This window comes from Nocardia sp. MH4 (genome assembly GCF_019266065.1).
GTDB classification, from domain to species: Bacteria; Actinomycetota; Actinomycetes; order Mycobacteriales; family Mycobacteriaceae; genus Nocardia; species Nocardia canadensis.
The window spans coordinates 92933-111719 of the sequence record NZ_LPNR01000125.1; the positions used below are offsets into that span (position 1 = coordinate 92933).

An 18787-nucleotide genomic window follows, 5' to 3' on the forward strand; every position below is an offset into this window, starting at 1 on the left:
AGGGCCCTACAGAAGGGTCAGGAGGCGGTGCGCTCGGTGAGCCCACCGACCGTGACGACGTACTCCTTGGCCTTGTCGTCGTAGCTGATCGAATAGGTGGTCGGGTACCGGGTGGAGCGCTGGTAGGCCTGCGGCTGCGGAATGTCCCCGGTGAACGACGGCTTGGTGAGCAGCCACTCCCTGGTGAACATGGGCTCGGTGAAGATGTACTGGCCGTCCCACGCGCCGTTGATCAGGGTCTGGGTGAACTCGCCCGGCACGACCGGCTTGCTCATGTCGACCCAGTGCACGCCCATCGCCGGCACCGCCTGCACCTCGATCGGTTCGGGCAGCGTGCTGCTGTCGGCCGGCATGTACTTCGAGTCCGGGCTGTGCGCCGCCTTCGTCAGGAACTCCGGATCCTGCGGGTCGATCGCGGCCACCGCGGCGGCGTCGACGAAATAGAAGTGGGCGTCGAAGTGCGGCTTGTCGAACATGCCGATCGGCGGGTGGCCGTGCGGCACCCAGTCGAAGGTGAGGTGGTTGATCACCGTGCCCGACGCTTCCTCGGGCAGGGCCAGCGGCGGGCTGGCCGGTGGCGGACCTTCCGGCATGGTGGCGGGCATCGGCAGGCCCTCCAGCGCCGCCTCCTGGATCCGCAGGCCGACCTCGGTCGGGGTGCCGGAACCGTCGGTGGTCACGAAGGTGCGGATCTGGCCGTTGCCCAGCGCGCGTTCGTCGCCGTAGTAGGTCTTGTCGGCATCGTCGCCGCAGGCCGCGGCGGTGGCCAGGACGAGCAGGGCCGCCAGCGCGGCGGTGAGGCTTCGCGTGCGCATCTCACTCACCCCTGGGCCACGGTCTCGACGGCGGCCTCGAAGGCGCGCACCCGGGCATCGGGACCGGGACGGATGCCGACCCGGTCGAGGGCGGGGAAGAGCCGCTCGGCGGCGAACCGGTCGGCGGCGTCGGCCGACTCCCAGATGTCGACGACGGTCAGCGCGCCGTCGCATTCGCCGACGAAGTGCCACAGATTGCCCGCGACCGGTTCCGGTCCGAGCGCCTCGTGCACCGTCCGGTACTGCGCGAGCCCCACCCCGGGGCTCTCGGTGATGTGGACGTAGGTCATGGCTCCTCCATTCGACGGATCTGTCCCGAAGGTAGGAGCCGCGGCGGCGGGAAGCGTCCGCCGAAATACTCATCTGGCTACTCAGAGCACCGAAGTTTCCATTCGGACGGATGAACGATGCGCCGGAATCGGACACGACGGTTAGGCTGTCCTCGTCCTGGTTCGGTAAGGATGGGATCGGCAATGGGATGGACCTTCAGCGCTGACGAATTCGCGCACGTGTGGCGGGAATCCGGTCAGGACCGAATGCCCTTCCCGATCCGGGTGCTCGAATCACCGCGCACCGAGGACGAGGCCGCCCGATTACGCGCCGACCTCGACCATCGACTACCCGGCGGCGGCGACCCCGACCTCGCCGCCTGCCTGCGGATCATCGCCGCACCACACGCCAGGATCGTGCTCGTCGGCGGCGCGCACACCCCCGGCAGCGAGATCCGGCTGCTCGCCTGCGCGGTCTACGACCATGCCGTGCTCGTCGTCCAGGAACCAGGTTCCCGACCCGATTTCGGTGGTCGCGTGCGGGTTTCGATCGGGCACACCGCCGGGATCGGCGCTCGCGTCGCCGCCTGCCTGCCCGATATCCCGCCCGGCCGCGAACCCGCGCGCGAGGCCGCCGCCGACGCCGTTCGCGACGAGGAGACCGTGGTCGCCGCGCATCCCGCCGTCCCCCGGATCCAGCGCCTGCTGCGGCGTCCGCACACCGCCGAGGGACACATCCGCATCGAAACCGGGCTCGACCGCGCCGCGCCGACCCCGCCGGTGCACTACAGCTGGATCGATGTGGCCGGGGACGGACGCTACCTGCTGCGCGCGGGAGAAACGGTGCACGTCGTGCCCGCCGCGACCGGTCAGCTGGCCGCCCAGCTCCAGCGCAGGCTCGCTCCTGCGCACAGTTCCACCACCCGAAGGTCCGGCTAGCCTGGACGCCGACGCACGATCTGGAGGGGAGACGCGATGACGATCGAGAGCAGCAGAGCCGAGATCTCCCGGTTCCGCAGCGCCGCCGCGGCGGGCACCGTGAAGTTCGATCCCGATGCCGCGCGCCGCTGCGCCGACCTCTACGAACAGCAGGCCGACCGGCTCGCCCAGCTCCGTCAGCGCCTCGAATACGCCGGTGCGGCGGGCGGATTCGGTGGTTTCGTCTCCGCGCAGCAGTTGCAGGCCGGGTTCGCCCACAAGGCCCGCGACGCCGCCGAACTGCTCGACCACTACATCGAGGCCGCCTACCGGATGAAGGAGGCCTTCCTGCTCAGCGCCGGTCTGCTCGACGAGGCCGACGCGGCCGCGGCCACCGCGCTGCGCGCGGTCGACCCGAGGCGGCGCTGATGGGCGGCACCGACCCCACCTACATCAGTGCGATGGAGCATTTCGAGTCCATGCCGCACGAGCAGATCTACACCCGCACCCAGCAGATCGATGCGGGCGAGATCCTCGACAGCTCGCTCGCCTGGCTGGAGAGTGCCGCCGCACTGACCACGACCATGCCGCTGACCAGGTCCAACGTCGACCGCGTCCTCGACGAGACCGGGTGGGAGGGTGCCGCCGCCGACGCCGCTTTCGCCAGCACCCGCGCCTTCGCCGACTCGATCGGCGAGCTCGCGGCGGTCTTCGGCGAGGTCGGCGCCCGCCTCGGTGGGGTCGCGGCGGCCGCGGAGGCGGTGAAGCTCGCGGTCGTCGCGCCCGGCGGTTCCGGGCCGATCGGCACCATCGCGCGGTTGCTCGAAGCCGCCCATGTCATCGACGCGCAGATGGCGGCGGAAGCGTTGCGCCAGGAGGCCGTGCTGGCGATGAACATGATCTACAAGCCCGCGTATTCGCTGGCCGGGACCGGTGTGCCCGCCTTGCCCGCGCCGCCGGGATCGGAGTCGTCCAGCGGGCAGGGACGCGACGGGGCGTCCCCGGAGCTCCCGCAACCCGCCGCACCACAAGGTGATTCGCCCCAGAACGGTTCGACGCCAGAGACCGGCACGACCGACCCGGGCTCCGGGAACGGGGCAGGCTCGGCGCCGAGCCAGGACCCGGCCCCGACTACCGAATCTCCACAGCCGGAAACCACTCCCGTGCCGTCGAGCGAGACACCCGCTCCCCCGACTTCGGGCAGCCCCGCCCCGACGGAAGAATCCGAGCGACCGGCACCGCCGACGACCGATCAACCGGCGCCTTCCGCACCGACTTCGGAACAGCCTGCGCCGCAACCAGAACCCTCCACCCCTGCACCGCAGACCACCGCACCCACGGCGGAACAGCCCACCCCCGAACCGGAGCCCGCGCCGCCGACGCCCGAACCAGCGCCGACATCCGAACACCCCGCACCGCAGCCTCCGGCGCCCGCGACCGAACAGCCCGCGCCCCAACCCTCCGCCCCCACCTCGGAACAGCCCGCTCCCCAACCGGAACCCGCAGCCCCCGCACCCGAGCCAGCGCCGCAAGCGCCGGCGCCCACCTCGGAACACCCCGCACCCCAACCGGAGACCGCGGCCCCCGCACCAGCGCCGCAGCCACCCGCGCCGACTTCGGAACGGCCGCAACCGGAGTCACCCGCGCCGCCGAGCCCCGCGCCGGAAGTGCCGGCACCGCAGCAGGTTCCGCGGGCGCCGGAGCCGCACGCGGGTATCGGGGTGCCGCCGGTACCCGGTGGGCCGGTCGATCCGGGTGGGCAGCCGGGGGTGACCGGGCCGATCCCGGAGACAGCCGGCCCACAGCCGCAGCCCATGACGCCGCCGCCCGCACCACCGCTGGATCTGGATCAGCCGGGCGTCATTCCGCCGCGGCGGTAGTCGCGGCGGCGTGGCCGCCGATGCCACCGCACAGCCACGATCGCGACGGGGGCGGGACCGGGCCGCTCGGTGCCACCCGCCTCCGTGACCCGCGAGTGAGCCTTCCCGGCTGTTCCCCGCACCTGGGTCGGGTCGGGCTGCTCGCCCACGCCTGGCAGTGCGGGAGGACGAGTTCGGCCCGAAGGGGGTCGGGTAACTCGCCCGCTACGGACGAACCGCCGCGTCGTCGTGGAGCGCGGCGGCTGGTAGCGGGTGCGAACCCGGAGCGCCTCGACCTCGGGTCGCGAAAGGTCTACCCGTGGCGGTGTTTCCGGTGCCGGCGTCCGGGATCAGACCTTGACCAGGTCGTCGGCGTGGATGACCGGGCGCTGCATGGTGTCGGGGAGTTCGGTGGTGGAGCGGCCGAGCATGGTGGTCAGTTCGGTGCTGTCGTATTCGACGACGCCGCGGGCGACCACCCGGTTGTCGGGGCTGACCAGGTCGACGACATCGCCGCCGAAGAAGCGGCCGCGGACGCCGGTGATGCCCGCCGCGAGCAGGGAGCGGCGCTCGGCGACGGCTTCCACGGCGCCCGCGTCGATGAGGACCGAGCCACGGGTATCGGCGGCGTGCCGGACCCAGAACTTGCGGCCGGACAGGCGGACCGGGCGGGCGGCGAAGGCGGTGCCGACGGTGCCGTCGGCCAGCGCGGTCGCGGCGTCGGCGGCCGAGGCGAGCAGGACGGGGATGCCCGCGTCGGCGGCGAGGCGGGCGGCGGACAGCTTGGAGGCCATGCCGCCGGTGCCGAGCGCGCCCCCGCTGCCGGCGATCACGCCGTCGAGGTCGGCGCTGCTGCGCACCTCGGGGATGAAGTTCGCGGCGCCCTTGCGCGGGTCACCGTCGTAGAGGCCGGACACATCCGAGAGCAGGATCAGCGCGTCGGCGCCGACCAGGTGCGCCACCAGGGCGGCGAGGCGGTCGTTGTCGCCGAAGCGGATCTCCTCCGTGGCGACGGTGTCGTTCTCGTTGACCACGGCGATCGCGCCGAGCGAGCGTAGTCGGTCCAGGGTGCGCTGGGCATTGCGGTGGTGCTCGCGGCGGGCGAAGTCGTCGGCGGAGAGCAGCACCTGGCCGACGGTGCGGTCGTAGCGGGCGAACGAGGTGCCCCAGGCGTGCGCGAGGGCCAGCTGGCCCACACTCGCCGCGGCCTGCTTGGTGGCCAGGTCCTTGGGCCTGCGCGACAGGCCAAGCGGCGCGATGCCCGCGCCGATCGCACCGGAGGACACCACGACCACGTCCGAACCGGCCCGCATCCGCGCCTCCACGGCGTCGGCCAGCCGATCGAGCCGGTCGGTGTCCAGACCGCCCTCGAGGCTGGTCAGCGCCGACGAACCGATCTTCACCACCACCGCGCGCGCCGACACGATGGCCTGGCGCGCCGCACTCAGCTCCGAACTCACCTGCATAGCCTTACTCCCTGCACCGCGATCACCGTCGTCGACGGTCCCAGCTCATGCCGGTGACCCACCGCAGTATGCCGATCGAACGACCGTGTCCGACAACGGTTTTCGACCGGCGCCGACACGGCCGGACCTCTACTTCCCGTCTTCGTCGAGCAAGCCACGACGCGCACGCGAGGCGAGCTTGCGCTCGGCCGCGCCGATGCGGTCGTTGTTCTCCAGCCGGATGTCGGTACCGCGGCCGGTCGGCACGATGTCGACACCGGCGGATACCTGCGGCTCCCACTCGAACGACACATCGCCGATCGTCACCGAACACCCCGGCTCGGCACCCTGCTTGACCAGCTCGGCCTCGACGCCGAGGCGGGCCAGCCGGTCGGCCAGATAGCCGACGGCTTCGTCGTTGTCGAACTGGGTCTGGCGCACCCAGCGCTCCGGCCGGGTGCCGCGCACGATGAAGCCACCCGGCTCCTGCGGATCCGCGATCACGCTGAACCCGGACTCGTCGGTCGCGATCGGACGGATCACCGTGCGCTTCGGCGCGGCCTTCGGGTGATCTTCGCGATACTGGCGGACCATATCGGCCAGCGCGAAGGTCAGCGGACGCAGGCCGGCGCGGCTCACCGCGGAGATCTCGAACACCGGCCAGCCGCGTTCGGTGAACTCCGGCGTCACCATCTCGGCCAGTTCGGCGGCGTCGGGAACGTCGGTCTTGTTCAGGATGACCACGCGGGGCCGGTCGGCCAGGTCGCCGAGGCTCGCGTCACCGGCCAGGGCCGGTTTGTACGCGGCCAGTTCGGCCTCGAGCGCGTCGACGTCGGAGACCGGGTCGCGGCCCGGTTCCAGGGTCGCGCAGTCGACGACGTGGGCCAGTACCGCGCAGCGCTCCAGATGGCGCAGGAAGTCCAGGCCGAGGCCACGACCGTCGCTGGCGCCGGGAATCAGACCCGGCACGTCGGCGACGGTGAAGGTGGTGTCGCCGCTGGCGACCACGCCAAGGTTCGGGACCAGCGTGGTGAACGGGTAGTCGGCGATCTTGGGCTTGGCGGCCGAGAGCACCGAGACCAGCGAGGACTTGCCCGCCGACGGGAACCCGACCAGGCCGACGTCGGCGACCGACTTCAGCTCCAGGACCAGGTCGAGCTCTTCGCCCTCTTCCCCGAGCAGCGCGAAACCGGGCGCCTTGCGTGCCTTGGACGCCAGCGAGGCGTTGCCGAGACCGCCGCGGCCGCCCTTGGCGACCACGAACTTGTTGCCGACGCCGACCAGGTCGACGACGACCTCGCCGTCGGCATCGACGACCACGGTGCCGTCGGGCACCTTGAGCACCAGGTCGGTGCCCATCTTGCCGTCGCGGTTGCCGCCCTCGCCGGGCTTGCCGTTGCCGGCCTTGGCGTGCGGATGGAAATGGAAGTCGAGCAGGGTGTGGACGTTCGGGTCGACCTCGAGGATCACATCCCCGCCGTTGCCGCCGTTGCCACCGTCGGGACCACCGAGCGGCTTGAACTTCTCACGATGCACCGAGGCGCAACCGTGTCCACCTCTACCGGCACGAACATGCAGCACGACGCGGTCGATGAATTTGGACATGGGTTGATCCTCCTCCTTCTGACTGGTCGATTGCGGTAAGGGTGAGCGAACACGACGGAGCGGGTCAGGGAAACAACCCTGACCCGCTCCGGTGTCCGTGGGGAGCTGACGCTCCAGGCGGTCAGGCCTGGGCCGGCTCCGGGACGACGATGTTGACGGTCTTGCGGCCACGCTTGGTGCCGAACTCGACCGCGCCCGCCGCGAGGGCGAACAGGGTGTCGTCGCCGCCACGACCGACGTTCACGCCGGGGTGGAAGTGGGTTCCGCGCTGACGGACGAGGATCTCGCCCGCGCTGACCTTCTGGCCACCGAAGCGCTTCACGCCGAGGCGCTGGGCGTTCGAATCACGACCGTTCCGGGAGCTGGATGCACCCTTCTTATGTGCCATTGCTTCGTCTCCTCGGGATGTCTTACTTGATGCCGGTGACCTTGATGACCGTCAGCGGCTGACGGTGACCCTGGCGCTTGTGGTAGCCGGTCTTGTTCTTGAACTTGTGGATCCGGATCTTCGGGCCCTTGGTCTGATCGACGACCTCGGCGGCCACGGAGATCTTGGCCAGCTTGTCGGCGTCGGTGGTCAGATCGGCGCCGTCGACGACGAGAACCGGGGTCAGGGCCACGGCGGTGCCGGGCTCACCCTCGATCTTCTCGACCTTCACCAGGTCACCGACCGCGACCTTGTACTGCTTTCCGCCGGTCTTGACGATTGCGTACGCTGCCATCGGTCGGCTTCCTCCACTCACGTTGGTCGTGCTCGTTTCACGTCACAGCTGCGCGACGCGTGTTCTTGACTGGGGCTCATTCCCGCGAACGGGGAGAGCAACGGTCACTTGCCTGCGGAATCACCCTGCCGTTCGGCTAGGTGCCCAATCGCGGGGCAGCGACCGACCTAGGTTACCAGACCGGTATCCACTCCCCCAATTCGGCCGGTCAGGGCCGAATCGAGGGCCTGCGCGCGAGGAGTGCTCCCCGCGCGCAGGCGGCCTCCTAGTTCGATTCGGGCGCGGGTGCGCCCGCCGGCCTGCCCACCGCGCGACGGCGCGGCTTGCGGGCCGGGACGACGACCGGCTCGGCGGCGAAGTCCACGACGGCCGCGGCGGGGGGCTGCTCGCTCGTCGACAGGACGAACACCGCGCCCGCGCTGTCGGGGGCGGGTGCCGCCGTCGAGCGGGCCACGCGGCGCCTGCGCGGTGCGCGAGCAGCGGGCTCCTCCACGACCGGCTCGGGTTCGGGCTCGGCCTGTTCGGGCTCCGGCTCGACGGCGGTCTCCGCCACGACGGGCTCCGGCTCGGCAACAGGCTCGGCGACCGGGGCCGCCTCCTCGTCCGCCGCGACGGGCTCGGCCGGGATGACCCCGGTGAGCGCGGGACTGTCGACCGCCGACTCGGTCTGAGCGGCAGCGCCGCGGCTCGACCGGCGCGACCGGGACCGCGACCGCGACCGGGTCGGCTCGGCGGGCGCCTCCGCGGGGGCCGCGGTCTCGGCCACGACCTCCTCGATGGGCTCGCCGTCCTCACCGTGGTGGGCGGCCATCGCGAGCGCGACCGGGTGGGCCCGCTTGACCGCGATGTCCTCCTCACCGTGCTCGGCGGCGGGCGCGGTGCCGTTGGTCGCCGGAGCGGCCGGGGCGGCGGGCTTGTCCTGGGTCTTGTCCTTGCCGCGACGACGACGCGACGAGCCTTCCTTGGCCCGGTTGCCCGAGTCGTCGGCACCGGACCCGGCGTCGACCGGATAGGAGTGCACGAGGATGCCGCGCCCGTGGCAGTGCTCACAGGTCGTCGAGAACGCCTCGACCAGTCCGGTGCCCAGCTTCTTGCGGGTCATCTGGACCAGGCCGAGCGAGGTCACCTCCGACACCTGGTGCCGGGTGCGATCGCGGCCCAGCGCCTCGGTGAGCCGGCGCAGCACCAGGTCACGGTTGGATTCGAGCACCATGTCGATGAAGTCGACGACGATCATGCCGCCGATGTCGCGCAGCCGCATCTGGCGCACGATCTCCTCGGCCGCCTCCAAGTTGTTCTTGGTGACCGTCTCCTCCAGGTTCGACGAACCCGACCCGGTGAACTTGCCGGTGTTCACGTCGACGACCGTCATCGCCTCGGTGCGGTCGATCACCAGCGTGCCGCCCGAGGGCAGCCACACCTTGCGATCGAGCGCCTTGGCCAGCTGCTCGTCGATGCGGAAGGCGTCGAACACGTCGACACCGTTGTTCTCGTGCCGGTTCACCCGCGGCAGCAGGTCCGGCGCGACGGTGCGCACGTAGGTCTCGACCGTGCTCCAGGCCCGCTCGCCCTCGATGACCAGCTTGGCGAAGTCCTCGTTGAACAGATCACGGATGACCTTGACCAGCATGTCGGGCTCTTCGTAGAGAGCCTTGGGCGCGTTGGACTCCTTGGCGGCGGCCTCTTCGATGGTGCGCCAGGTGGCCTGCAGCCGCTCGACGTCGCGAGCCAGCTCGGGCTCGCTGACACCCTCGGACGCGGTGCGGATGATCACACCGGCGTCGGCGGGCACGATCTCGCGCAGGATCTCCTTGAGGCGCTTGCGCTCGGTGTCGGGCAGCTTGCGGCTGATCCCGGTGGAGGTGCCGCCCGGCACGTACACCAGGAACCGGCCCGCGAGCGAGATCTGAGTGGTCAGACGGGCGCCCTTGTGACCCACCGGGTCCTTGGACACCTGCACCAGCACCTGATCGCCGGGCTTGAGCGCCTGCTCGATCTTGCGCTCCTTGCCGCCCAGACCGGCGGCGTCCCAGTTCACCTCACCGGCGTAGAGCACGCCGTTGCGGCCGCGGCCGATGTCGATGAACGCGGCCTCCATGCTCGGCAGCACGTTCTGCACCTTGCCGAGGTAGACATTGCCCACCATCGACGCCTGGCCGGAACTGGTCACGAAGTGCTCGACCAGGATGTTGTCCTCGAGCACCGCCACCTGGGTGGTGATCTGGTGACCCGGCGCGTGCTCGGCGGCGTCGAACGACTTCTCCCGCACGACCATCACCCGGTCGACCGCCTCGCGGCGGGCCAGGAACTCCGACTCGGTCAGGATCGGCGGACGACGGCGACCGGCCTCGCGGCCGTCGCGGCGGCGCTGACGCTTGGCCTCGAGCCGGGTGGATCCGGAGATGCCCTGCACCTCGTCGGACGCGGCCCGGCCACGGCTCTTGTTGCGCGGCTCGCGCTCGTGCACGACGGTGTTCGGCGGATCGTCCTCCGACGACGCGTCGGCATCGCCGCCCTCCCCGCCGACCTTGCGGCGGCGACGACGGCGGCGGCGCCGGCTCGCGCCCTCGGGCTGGGTGTCATCCTCGTCGTCGGAGTCGGCGTCGGTATCGGTGTCCTCGGCCTGCTGCTCGGCTTCGTCGGTGGCGGCCTCGGACGGCGCGGCGGGCTCGTCGTCGGTGTCGTGCTCGGCGCCCTCGGTGTCGGTGTCGTCGCCGTCGGCGGACTGCTCGCCCCGGCCACGGCCGCGGCCACGACGGCCCCGGCGACGGCGACGCGGCTGCCCGTCGGCGTCGTGGTCGCCGGTGTCCCCGGCGGCGTCGGACTCGTCCTCGACCGGCTCGGCCTCGGCCTCGATCTCCTCGACCGGCTCCTCGGTCCGCTTGACGGTCCGCTCGGCGCGGCGGCGCTTACGCGCCTCCTCGGCGGCGGTGGCGTCCGGCGGCAGGAACAGCGGCGCGGTGAAGGCGGGCGCCTCGAAGCTGACCGGCTCGACCACCGCCGGTTCCTCGACCGGGCGGTGGGTGAACAGACCGGTGTGCGCGTCGTCGGCCATGGCGGCGAAGACTTCGTCGGTCCGCGCGACCTCGGGTGCCGAGAACATCGGCGCGGGCGCGGTGGTCGTGTCGGCCGGCTGCTCGGCGACGGGGGCGGTCGACGGCGGGGTCGCCGTCGCGGGGGTGGATGCCGGGGATTCGCCGGTATCGGCGTCAGCGGCGGCGATCGCGTCGCGCACGGTCTCGGCGACCGCGCGATCCACATTCGATTGGACGCTGCGCGCCTCGGCCCCCAGTTCGGCCAGTTTGGCCAGGATGCGTTTGCTGGTCACTCCCAACCGCTTGGCCAGTGCATGAACTCGAATTCGCTCCGGCAATTGATCGGCATCCTGTTGTGTTGTGTCCAGCGGCTCTGTATCGGCCACGAAGTCTCCTCGGGCCCCCGGGCGCGTCCATCCCCGGTACGGGAGTGACGCGGCCGACGCGGGGGCATCGTCCGTGCACCTCGTACCCGATGGTACGAGGGTCATCTGGTCTCGCCCCGCGTGTCCGGTCGCACCTCGATCGATCTTCTGGCGGGCCAACCGGTCACGCGGCGCCTGGCTGTGCGGCGTGACTCCGCGTTCCGAGCGCTCATCCAGCGTGCCTGCGCGGGCAACCCCAGCAACAGGGTCGTCCGTGGCAGCGATGATCGGCATCCAACCGCGGTGTCATCCGGTCATGTCCGTCACCGCCGTCGCGTACCTGCGCGACAGGCTGTCACCAACCGCCCTGTTCGAGCATCGGTGACGAACACATCCATAGTCAGTATCCCATACGGTTCGCGCGGGGATCGCCATCGGCGCAACTCCCGCGAACCTCGGCCGCTCGAGCTCGTCGCGTCCACACCGGACGCGACGAGCGAGTACAGCGCGTTCAGGCAGCATCCGAAACTGCCTGACCGGGCGCCCTGCGTGGTTACGCTGCGCTACCGCCTCCGGGCGCTGACCGTTCAGGCAGGGAATTCGGGGAACCAGAGCGCGATCTCGCGCTTGGCGGACTCGGGCGAGTCGGAACCGTGAACGAGGTTGAACTGGGTCTCCAGGCCGAAGTCGCCACGGATGGTGCCCGGGGTGGCCTTCTCGACCGGATCGGTGCCGCCGGCGAGCTGACGGAAGGCCGCGATCGCGCGCGGACCGGACAAGACGGCCGCGACGACGGGGCCCGAGGTGATGAACTCGATCAGCGAGCCGAAGAAGGGGCGCTCGGCGTGCTCGGCGTAGTGCTCCTCGGCGAGCTCGGTCGACACGTTCTTCAGCTCCAGCGCCTCGAGGGTCAGGCCCTTGCGCTCGATACGGGCCAGCACCTCGCCGACGAGGCCACGGGAGACGCCGTCCGGCTTGATGAGTACCAAAGTCTGCTCAGTCACGGCGTCACTCTAACCGGCGTCGCCGCCCGGAGCCGAACTCGTGTCAGTTCGGCCACCCATTCGTTGACTGGGCAGTAGCCCCGCGTCCATCCGGCGCTGCACGTCCGAGCGCAGCACGAGGATGAACGCCCACACCGCGACGAACACCAGCCCGATGATCCCGATCGACAGGTGGATGAACGTGCCCGCCAGCAGCAGCACCTGCAGGCCGAGGTTGAACGGGATCGCCCACGGCTTCCGCTGCACGCCCGCGCCGAGGATCATCAGCAGCGCGAGCGCCACCAGGTAGGTGCCGGAGAACCAGGTGACCCCGCCGCCGACGTCGGCGACCACCGGCAGCGCCAGCAGCACCACGATGGCCTCGAGGACCAGAGTGCCCGCCATCACCCCGCGCAGACCCTTCCACGGGTCGGTGGCCGGGGGTGGAACCTCACTCGTGCTGCTCATGCCGGAGCCTTTCCGAACAGGGCGCGCGCGGCGCCCGCGGTCACCACCGAGCCCGTGACGACAACGCCTGCGCCCGAGATCACGTCACCGTCGTCGCCGGCCTGCTCGGCCAGGGCGATCGCCGACTCCAGCGCGTCGGGCAAGGTCTCGGCGGTGATCACCCGCTCGTCGCCGAAGCGCTGCACGGCCAGGTCGGCGAGCGCGTCGACGTCCATCGCCCGTGGCGAACCGTTGCTGGTGACCACGATCTCGTCGAAGACCGGTTCCAGCGCGTCGAGGATGCCCGCCGCGTCCTTGTCCGCGAGCACGGCGACGACGCCGACCAGCTTGCGGAAGTCGAACTCGGTGGTGAGGGTGTTCGCCAGCGCCGTCGCCCCCGCCGGATTGTGCGCCGCGTCGACGAAGATGGTCGGCGCGTTGCGCATCCGCTCCATCCGGCCCGGGCTGGCCGCGCTCGCGAAGCCCGCGCGCACGGCCTCGATGTCGAGCTGCCGATCCGCGCCCGCGCCGAAGAACGCCTCCACCGCGGCCAGCGCGAGCGAGGCGTTGCGGGCCTGGTGCTCGCCGTGCAGCGGCAGGAAGATCTCGTCGTAGACGCCACCGAGCCCCTGCAGCGTCAGCAACTGGCCGCCGACCGCGACGGCCCGCTCCAGCACCCGGAACTCCGCGCCCTCGCGGGCGACCGCGGCGTCGGCCTCGACGGCGCGACGCAGCAGCACGTCCATCACCTCGGGCTCCTGCTCGGCGATCACCGCGACGGTGTCGACCGGGATCAGCGCCTCGGGGGCGCGCTTGATGATCCCGGCCTTCTCCCCCGCGATCGAGGCGAGGTCGGGGCCGAGGTACTCGGTGTGGTCCAGGCCGATCGGGGTGATCACCGCGACCTGCCCGTCGATCACATTGGTGGCGTCCCAGGTACCGCCCATGCCGGTCTCCACGACGGCCACGTCGACCGGCGCCTCGGCGAAGGCGGCGAAGGCCATGCCGGTGAGCACCTCGAACTTGCTCATCGCCGGGCCGCCGGCCGCCTCGGACTGCTGGTCGATCATCGCGATGTAGGGCTCGAGCTCGCGGAAGGTCTCCACGTACCGGGCGGGGCTGATCGGCGCGTTGTCGACGCTGATCCGCTCGGTCGCCAGTTGCAGGTGCGGGCTGGTGATCCGGCCGGTGCGCCGGTGCAGCGCGGTGAGCAGGGCGTCGATCATCCGGGTCACCGAGGTCTTGCCGTTGGTGCCCGCGACGTGGATCGCCGGATAGTTGCGCTGCGGGTTGCCCAGCAGATCCATCAGCGTGCTGATCCTGGTCAGCGACGGCTCGATCTTGGTCTCGGGCCAGCGCTTGTCCAGCTCGGCCTCGACCAGCGCCATCTCGGCCAGGTCGACGGGCGACGGTCCGGCGCCGAGCGGAGCCCGGCGGTGGTCGTCGGCCTCGTACTGCGGCTCCGGCTCGTCGTTCACTTGCCGCTCAGCTCCGCCAGCCGGGCACCGATGCGCGCGACTTCGGCCGCGGCCACATCCCGACGCCCGGTGATCTTGTCGACGACCTGCTGCGGCGCCTTGGCCAGGAATGCCTCGTTGCCGAGCTTGGCCGTGGTGGTGTCGAGGTCCTTCTGCGCGACCGCGAGGTCCTTCTCCAGCCTGCGGCGTTCGGCGTCGAGGTCGATCGCGCCGGAGGTGTCGAGCTGCACGGTGACCGTCGCGCCGGACAGGCGGACCTGCACCTCGGCGGTGGTGGCGAAATCGTCACCGGGCTCGGTCAGCCGGGCCAGGTTGGCCACCGAGCCGGTGAACTCGCCGAGCCCGGCCTCGGCGAGGCCCACCAGCGTGGCCTTCACCTTCTGCTTGTCGGCCAGGCCCTGGTCGCTGCGGAAGCGGCGGATCTCGGTGATCAGGCGCTGCGCGTCGGCGACCCGCTGCGCGGCCACGGTGTCGGTGGCCACGCCGCCGGCAGTCGGCCACGGGGCGACGACCACCGATTCGCCGCCGGTCAGCGCCTTCCACAGGGTCTCGGTGACGAACGGGATCACCGGGTGCAGCAGGCGCAGCACCGCGTCGAGCACCGTGCCGAGCACCACCGCGGTGCTCTCGGCGCGGGCGTCGGACTCGGCGAACTGGACCTTGGACAGTTCCAGGTACCAGTCGCACAGCTCGTCCCAGGCGAAGTGGTACAGCGCCTCGCAGGCCTTGCCGAACTCGTAGGCGTCGAAGGCGGCGTCCACTTCGGCGCGCACCTCGTCGAGCCGGTCGACGATCCAGCGGTCGGTGTCGGTCAGCGTCTCGCGCGGCGGCAGCTCACCCGAGCGAGCGCCGTTCATCAGCGCGAACTTGGTGGCGTTGAACAGCTTGGTGACGAAGCTGCGCGAGGCCAGCGCGTGCGGTTCGCCGACCGAGAGGTCACCGCCCGGCTGGGCGCCACGGGCCAGGGTGAAGCGCAACGCGTCGGCGCCGTAGGAGTTGATCCAGTCCAGCGGGTCGATGCCGTTGCCGCGCGACTTCGACATCTTCTTGCCGTGCTGGTCGCGGATCAGGCCGTGCAGGAAGACGTCCTCGAACGGCACCTGCTTCTGCCCGCCCTTGCCGACGGTGAGCGCCGGGTCGTCGCTGACGAACATGCCGAACATCATCATCCGGGCCACCCAGAAGAACAGGATGTCGTAACCGGTGACGAGCACGCTGGTCGGATAGAACTTCGCCAGCTCCGGGGTGGCCTCGGGCCAGCCCATCGTGGAGAACGGCCACAGGCCCGAGGAGAACCACGTGTCGAGCACGTCGGGGTCCTGCACCCAGCCCTCGGGCGCTTCCTCATCGGGTCCGAGGCAGACGATCTCGCCTTCGGGGCCGTACCAGATCGGAATGCGATGGCCCCACCACAGCTGCCGCGAGATGCACCAGTCGTGCATGTTGTCGACCCAATCGAACCAGCGCGGTTCCTGGCTGGCGGGGTGGATCTTCACGTCCCCGTCGCGGACGGCGTCGCCCGCGGCCTTGGCCAGCGACTCGACCTTGACCCACCACTGCATGGACAGGCGCGGCTCGATCGGCTCGCCGGAACGCTCGGAGTGGCCGACGCTGTGCACGTAGGGCCGCTTCTCGGCGACCACGCGCCCCTCGGCGGCCAGGCGCTCGCGCACCTTCACGCGGGCCTCGAAGCGGTCCATGCCGTCGAATTCGGTTCCGGTGCCGGTGATCCGGCCGCCCTCGTCCATGATCGTCGGCATCGGCAGGTTGTGCCGCAGGCCCATCTCGAAGTCGTTGGGGTCGTGCGCGGGGGTGATCTTCACCGCACCGGTGCCGAACTCCGGGTCGACGTAGTCGTCGGCGATGATCGGGATCTGGCTGCCGGTGATCGGGTGGTAGACGGTGGTGCCGATCATCGCGGCGTAGCGCGGATCGTCGGGGTGCACGGCCACGGCGGTGTCACCGAGCATCGTCTCGACCCGGGTGGTGGCCACCACGACGTGCGGTTCGTTGTCGTCGAGCGAGCCGTAGCGCAGCGAGACGAGCTCGCCCTCGACGTCCTTGTAGTCCACCTCGAGATCGGAGATGCCGGTCTTCAGCACCGGCGACCAGTTCACCAGGCGCTCGGCCCGGTAGATCAGCCCCGCGTCGTACATGCGCTTGAAGATGGTGCGGACGGCGCGCGAGAGGCCCTCGTCCATGGTGAACCGGTCGCGGCTCCAGTCGACGCCGTCGCCGAGCGCGCGCATCTGCCACTGGATCGCGCCGCCGGACTCGCGCTTCCAGTCCCACACCTTGTCGATGAACAGCTCGCGGCCGAAGTCCTCTTTGGTCTTGCCGTCGGCGGCGAGCTGCTTCTCCACCACGGTCTGGGTCGCGATGCCCGCGTGGTCCATGCCGGGCAGCCACAGCACCTCGTAGCCCTGCATCCGCTTGCGGCGGGTGAGGGTGTCCATGAGGGTGTGGTCGAGGGCGTGGCCCATGTGCAGGGTGCCGGTGACGTTCGGCGGTGGCAGCACGATCGAGTAGGCGGGCTTGCCGCTGGTCGCGTCGGCGCCGAAGTATCCGGCGGCTACCCAGCCCTCGTACAGGTCGGCCTCTACCTCGCCGGGGTTCCAGCTCTTGGGCAGGGCATCGGCACGATTACGCGAGTTGTCTGGGGCTGCGCTGGTCACCCACCAATCCTAAGGGGCCCCGGCAAAGCTATTGACGCCCCCCGCCACAGCGCGGCACCGCCGAAAAAACAGAGACGGAATCTTCGGTGGATGAGGGACACCGAAGACTCCGTCTACCCCTGTGATACTACCGGCGATTCGGCGTGGCCAGGGGAATCCATAGGCAATTCTCAGTTTCTGGTTGCCGCGCGAGTAACTCTTGTTCCCAGGACCCAACGACACGCGGAAGTCGTTGTGAGCCAAGCTGCTTTGGCGAAGATCGGGGAAATCCCCGATTGCCGAATTGTCCGTTTTACCGGAGTCTGGAGAGGGTGACGCCCCCGCTCGATTCCGCCGCATCTCCCCCGCCCCGCGCCGCGCGCATCCGGACCGTCCGTCCGACCGCGCTGCTCGACCTCCGCGCGGGCGAGGTCGACGAGCTCCAGTACCCCGCTGCCAGCGTCTTGGTCTTCGCCGGTGTGCCCGGCGCGGGCAAATCCACTGCGCTACACCGGTTCTTCGCCGCCGGACCAGAGGCCGAGCAGCCGGTGCGCGCGGCCTCGGGCGCGCTGGTGCTCGATTCCCAGCACACCCGCAACCGGCTCCGGCACCGGCTCGGTCTGCTGCCCTACCCGCTGTGGCGGCCGCTGGTGCACCTCGCGCACTACCGCGCCATCCGCCGCGCGCTGCGCACCGCCGACGGGCCGGTGGCCATCCACGACTGCGCCACCTTCGGCTGGAGCCGCAGGCTGATCGCGCGCTGGGCCCGCGAGGAGCACCGGGAACTGCACATGGTGCTGATCGATGTGCCCGCGACGCAGGCCAGACACGGGCAGATCACCCGGGGCAGACGGGTCAACGGGGTGGCGTTCACCGCGCACTGCCGCCGATGGGAGCAGCTGATGAGCGCCCTCGGCGCGCGCGGCGACGGCCCGCTCCGCCCGGTCTCGGAACCGCTGGAGTCGGCGTCGGTGGTGATCGTCGACCGCCCGGCCCTCAGCGCGGTCACCCGCGTCACCTTCGACGCCGCCTGAGCCGCCATCCGCCGCCTGTGCCGAGTTGCCGGCCGTCGCCCTGGCGCGCGTCGAGCACCGGTGCGAACAACCCGACCACCCGCGGCCCGGCACGCGCGACGGCGCAGCCCGACCGCGGGTGCGCGGCAGACCACGCTGTCAGCACGCGTCCGGGGCAGCAGGGCGGGCCGCGCCTGCCTAGGGAACCAGGACCGTCAGCGCGCCCGGCATCGCCTGCACGGTGACCGGCAGCATCCCAGCCGGCTCACCGTCGGCCGTGGCGTAGCCGCCGTCGGCGCTGACGGTGATCCGGCGCGCGCGGTAGCGCTTGGTCGACGGATGATCGATGCGCTTGCCCGCCGACAGCGCGGGTAGCAGCCGCGCCATCTCGAGCCGGGAGACGGCGCCGACCACCGTGATGTCGAGGTAGCCGTCGTCGGCGAGTGCGTCCGGGCACACCAGCATGCCGCCGCCGTAGGTGCGGGTGTTGCCGATCGGGGCCATCACCGCATCGGTGTGCACGACCGCGTGCTCGCCCTCGGGATTGTCGAGCGCGCCGGGCGCCAGCCCCGACAGCTCGATCGTGAACGGCAGCGTGTAGCCGCGCATCAGCTCGGCCACCGCGGCCACGGTGTAGCGCAGCGGGCCGCGCGGGTAGCGCATCTTGTTGGCGCGCAGGGTGACCCGTGCGTCGAATCCGGTGCCGACGACGGTGGCGAACCAGGTGGGCGTCGCGTACGTCGACTCGATCCGGCCGAGGTCGAGGTGTCGGACCCGGCCGCGCAGCACGATGTCGATGGCCGCCGCCGGATCACCGGTGGGGATACCGAGTTCCCTGGCCAGGTCGTTGCCGGTGCCCGCCGGCACCAGACCCAGTGGCACCGTACTGTGCGCGACCGCGGCCAGCAGCACGTTCATCAGCCCGTCGCCGCCGACGCAGATCACCGCGTCGGGCCTGCGCAGCTCGCTGGTGACGGCCGCTCTGACCTGCTCGACCGATTCGGCCGCGCTGGGCGCCCGCACCTCGGCCACCTCGACGCCCTGGGTCAGCAACCGCTCCAGCACCGCCTCGGCGACGCCGTCGCCCCGCCCCGCCCCGCCCCCGAGTACGGGTTCGTGACGACGAGGACCCGCCGCACCGTGAGTTCGCTCACGACTCCACCTCTCGCGAACGCGCGC

Annotated in this window: 16 protein-coding genes; 4 read left to right on the top strand and 12 right to left on the bottom strand. The window is 71.0% G+C overall.

Features of this window, described 5'->3' with window-relative positions:
* Window positions 1-17 precede the first annotated feature (17 nt).
* Both ATM97_RS29440 and ATM97_RS29445 read right to left on the bottom strand, forming a co-directional pair.
* Entirely contained in the window at window positions 18-815 is a 798-nt protein-coding gene (locus ATM97_RS29440) for a DUF5602 domain-containing protein (protein ID WP_218721460.1), read from the bottom strand.
* Window positions 816-820: 5 nt separating this feature from the next.
* Window positions 821-1105: a hypothetical protein gene (locus ATM97_RS29445; protein ID WP_218721461.1), complete on the bottom strand. Its 285-nt coding sequence runs from the start codon at window positions 1103-1105 to the stop codon at window positions 821-823.
* A gap of 183 nt (window positions 1106-1288) precedes the next feature.
* Here ATM97_RS29445 and ATM97_RS29450 point away from each other — a divergent pair, with 183 nt between their 5' ends.
* From ATM97_RS29450 to ATM97_RS34815, 3 genes are read left to right on the top strand one after another with little or no spacing between them, the layout of a single operon-like run.
* Window positions 1289-2023: an ESX secretion-associated protein EspG gene (locus ATM97_RS29450; RefSeq protein WP_218721462.1), complete on the top strand. Its 735-nt coding sequence runs from the start codon at window positions 1289-1291 to the stop codon at window positions 2021-2023.
* Between the two features lie 36 nt (window positions 2024-2059).
* A complete protein-coding gene (locus tag ATM97_RS29455; protein WP_218721463.1) occupies window positions 2060-2431 on the top strand; it encodes a hypothetical protein in 372 nt (123 codons plus the stop codon).
* Complete coding sequence (locus ATM97_RS34815; RefSeq protein WP_305082667.1) at window positions 2431-3882, top strand: hypothetical protein; 1452 nt, start codon at window positions 2431-2433, stop codon at window positions 3880-3882. The genes ATM97_RS29455 and ATM97_RS34815 overlap by 1 nt, the downstream gene beginning before the upstream one ends.
* Window positions 3883-4211: 329 nt before the next feature.
* On the opposite strand, the gene proB is transcribed toward ATM97_RS34815, so the two are convergent.
* From proB to ATM97_RS29510, 9 genes are all read right to left on the bottom strand, one after another.
* The gene (proB, locus tag ATM97_RS29470; protein WP_374104918.1) at window positions 4212-5327 is read right to left on the bottom strand and encodes a glutamate 5-kinase; all 1116 of its coding nucleotides are present in this window, start codon (window positions 5325-5327) and stop codon (window positions 4212-4214) included.
* A gap of 129 nt (window positions 5328-5456) precedes the next feature.
* Window positions 5457-6911 (bottom strand): GTPase ObgE, encoded by a 1455-nt coding sequence (obgE, locus tag ATM97_RS29475; RefSeq protein WP_218721465.1) that lies wholly within the window; start codon window positions 6909-6911, stop codon window positions 5457-5459.
* Between the two features lie 121 nt (window positions 6912-7032).
* Window positions 7033-7299 (bottom strand): 50S ribosomal protein L27, encoded by a 267-nt coding sequence (gene rpmA, locus ATM97_RS29480; protein ID WP_022567181.1) that lies wholly within the window; start codon window positions 7297-7299, stop codon window positions 7033-7035.
* Between the two features lie 22 nt (window positions 7300-7321).
* Window positions 7322-7633 carry a 50S ribosomal protein L21 gene (gene rplU / locus ATM97_RS29485; RefSeq protein ID WP_110039506.1) on the bottom strand — a complete coding sequence of 104 codons (312 nt, stop codon included), beginning with the start codon at window positions 7631-7633 and terminating at the stop codon, window positions 7322-7324.
* Window positions 7634-7898: 265 nt separating this feature from the next.
* The gene (locus ATM97_RS29490) at window positions 7899-11054 is read right to left on the bottom strand and encodes a translation initiation factor IF-2 N-terminal domain-containing protein (RefSeq protein WP_308248661.1); all 3156 of its coding nucleotides are present in this window, start codon (window positions 11052-11054) and stop codon (window positions 7899-7901) included.
* 566 nt (window positions 11055-11620) lie between these two features.
* The gene (gene ndk / locus ATM97_RS29495) at window positions 11621-12037 is read right to left on the bottom strand and encodes a nucleoside-diphosphate kinase (RefSeq protein WP_218721467.1); all 417 of its coding nucleotides are present in this window, start codon (window positions 12035-12037) and stop codon (window positions 11621-11623) included.
* 9 nt (window positions 12038-12046) lie between these two features.
* Window positions 12047-12484: a DUF4233 domain-containing protein gene (locus ATM97_RS29500; RefSeq protein WP_218721468.1), complete on the bottom strand. Its 438-nt coding sequence runs from the start codon at window positions 12482-12484 to the stop codon at window positions 12047-12049.
* The gene (locus ATM97_RS29505) at window positions 12481-13851 is read right to left on the bottom strand and encodes a folylpolyglutamate synthase/dihydrofolate synthase family protein (protein WP_218721558.1); all 1371 of its coding nucleotides are present in this window, start codon (window positions 13849-13851) and stop codon (window positions 12481-12483) included. Before ATM97_RS29505 ends, ATM97_RS29500 begins: the two co-directional genes overlap by 4 nt.
* Window positions 13852-13937: 86 nt before the next feature.
* Window positions 13938-16616: a valine--tRNA ligase gene (locus ATM97_RS29510; RefSeq protein WP_218721469.1), complete on the bottom strand. Its 2679-nt coding sequence runs from the start codon at window positions 16614-16616 to the stop codon at window positions 13938-13940.
* Window positions 16617-16927: 311 nt separating this feature from the next.
* Between ATM97_RS29510 and ATM97_RS29515 the strand changes: the two genes are divergently transcribed.
* Window positions 16928-17629 (top strand): AAA family ATPase, encoded by a 702-nt coding sequence (locus ATM97_RS29515; RefSeq protein WP_308248662.1) that lies wholly within the window; start codon window positions 16928-16930, stop codon window positions 17627-17629.
* Window positions 17630-17806: 177 nt separating this feature from the next.
* On the opposite strand, the gene ATM97_RS29520 is transcribed toward ATM97_RS29515, so the two are convergent.
* Complete coding sequence (locus ATM97_RS29520) at window positions 17807-18673, bottom strand: YegS/Rv2252/BmrU family lipid kinase (protein WP_308248663.1); 867 nt, start codon at window positions 18671-18673, stop codon at window positions 17807-17809.
* Window positions 18674-18787: the final 114 nt, after the last annotated feature.

Coding starts and splice junctions, on each gene's coding strand:
- rpmA (WP_022567181.1), bottom strand. CDS start 7,299: ATGGCACATAAGAAGGGTGCATCCAGCTCCCGGAACGGTCGTGATTCG.
- ATM97_RS29505 (WP_218721558.1), bottom strand. CDS start 13,851: ATGGCGCTGGTCGAGGCCGAGCTGGACAAGCGCTGGCCCGAGACCAAG.
- ATM97_RS34815 (WP_305082667.1), top strand. CDS start 2,431: ATGGGCGGCACCGACCCCACCTACATCAGTGCGATGGAGCATTTCGAG.
- obgE (WP_218721465.1), bottom strand. CDS start 6,911: ATGTCCAAATTCATCGACCGCGTCGTGCTGCATGTTCGTGCCGGTAGA.
- proB (WP_374104918.1), bottom strand. CDS start 5,327: ATGCAGGTGAGTTCGGAGCTGAGTGCGGCGCGCCAGGCCATCGTGTCG.
- ATM97_RS29500 (WP_218721468.1), bottom strand. CDS start 12,484: ATGAGCAGCACGAGTGAGGTTCCACCCCCGGCCACCGACCCGTGGAAG.
- ATM97_RS29455 (WP_218721463.1), top strand. CDS start 2,060: ATGACGATCGAGAGCAGCAGAGCCGAGATCTCCCGGTTCCGCAGCGCC.
- rplU (WP_110039506.1), bottom strand. CDS start 7,633: ATGGCAGCGTACGCAATCGTCAAGACCGGCGGAAAGCAGTACAAGGTC.
- ATM97_RS29440 (WP_218721460.1), bottom strand. CDS start 815: ATGCGCACGCGAAGCCTCACCGCCGCGCTGGCGGCCCTGCTCGTCCTG.
- ATM97_RS29445 (WP_218721461.1), bottom strand. CDS start 1,105: ATGACCTACGTCCACATCACCGAGAGCCCCGGGGTGGGGCTCGCGCAG.
- ATM97_RS29450 (WP_218721462.1), top strand. CDS start 1,289: ATGGGATGGACCTTCAGCGCTGACGAATTCGCGCACGTGTGGCGGGAA.